We start from the raw sequence: 1,466 nt of genomic DNA on the forward strand, positions 1-1,466 counted from the left end.
CAAAACGTTTTGATTAGTATTGCCAACCACTTCATTCCGCATCCGGTAAAGAAGAGAAGTAACCTCTGCCACATCAATTTGAAGTTTGAGACTTAATAGCTGAAGAATTCCTTCTGTTTCCTCTACAGGATTCAAATCCTCACGTTGTAGGTTCTCAACAAGTGCAAGCTGAACTGCCTCAGCATCAGTTAGTTCTCTTACAGTTACAGGAACTAAAGGCAAACCAGCTTCTTTTGCAGCCCGATAACGTCGCTCTCCTGCGACTAATTCATACTGACCAATTTTTTCTAAAGGACGAACTAATAACGGTTCTAAAATTCCATGTGTGCAAATTGACTCCTTCAATTGTTGAAGCTTTTGAGGATCAAAATAGCGGCGAGGTTGGTTTGATGGAAGAGTAATTGAATCGATAGATATTTCATGAACATTGGACAAGTCAGCATCAAATTTCCAATCATCTTTCAAGCTATTACGCCTTGCCATAAATCAAAGCCTCTTCAAAAAGCTGCTCATAATCTCTTGCAGCAAGAGATGCCGCATCACCAGACATATTAAAAACGGTAGCAGATTGTCCTGGTGCATCAGCAATAACCTGTCGCTGATAAATCACTTGCTTCAGCAAAGTCAGCCCTTCGGTTTGGGATAAGACCTCTTGGGCTTCCCTCAATAATACAGTTCCCTTGGAAGCCCGACTTAAAAACATCGCAGCTTTTGGAGGGCCTTTGCGGATTTTCTGAGCTTGGTTGACCAGACGGACAATATCTTTAGTTGCTAGTAGATCGAGATTTGATGGCTGCACAGGTACTAAGGCCAAATCAACACTCAGCAATACGGCTTTAGCAGTTTCACCAAGCACGGCTGGAGAATCTACTATAACTGCTTCATACTGTCCTGAATACAGCGCAATTTGGTCAAAGAGATCATCAGGATCATTGATAACTAAAGATGGTAAGTTAAGTTTTGTTAGCCACTGACTGGAACTTGTTTGTCCATCTGAGTCAATAACCATCACACTATGCTTTCTCTGCGCTAACCAGTGAGCAAGATGAACTGCTGTTGTCGATTTTCCACACCCACCTTTTCTATTTAAAATACCAATTAACATTGATTCTGCCTAATATTTTTAAGCTTTGCTTTGAGCTTACTGCCATTAATTATGCTGCTCATCGCTGCTATTTTCGCTAGTTCTTTGCTAAAAATTCTTGAACAGTCAGAATCTCAATGCCTCTCCAGGGGTTTAGCACTAGCAGATCATCATCTCCAGTCACAATACATTCTGCTTTTCCACTGACTGCTAATTCTAGATATTTGTTATCTTTTGGATCTCGACATTCATTAATCTGTTCAGTCACCTTGATGAACTGTACAGTTTCGGACAAATCCACCAGGAAATCGTTTCGTTCTTCTGGCGTGGTGTACCGATTAAATTTGGGTCGAGCGAATACCTGTTCTAGCTCTAGCCAAAT

The 1,466-nt window shown here is 41.1% G+C and carries 3 protein-coding genes; all 3 read right to left on the reverse strand.

Translation table 11 applies throughout. The annotated features are described in order from the left end of the window. Positions 1-483, reverse strand: a 483-nt coding sequence (locus tag RRG12_RS44120) for a ParB/RepB/Spo0J family partition protein (RefSeq protein WP_420763365.1), incomplete at its 3' end; no start/stop codon positions are given. Then, entirely contained in the window at positions 470-1,105 is a 636-nt protein-coding gene (locus RRG12_RS44125; protein ID WP_420762634.1) for an AAA family ATPase, read from the reverse strand. The genes RRG12_RS44120 and RRG12_RS44125, both read right to left, overlap by 14 nt. Before the next feature lie 76 nt (positions 1,106-1,181). Then, positions 1,182-1,466, reverse strand: a 285-nt coding sequence (locus RRG12_RS44130; RefSeq protein WP_420763366.1) for a putative toxin-antitoxin system toxin component, PIN family, incomplete at its 5' end; no start/stop codon positions are given.

It is taken from the genome of Nostoc sp. CALU 546 (genome assembly GCF_048836525.1).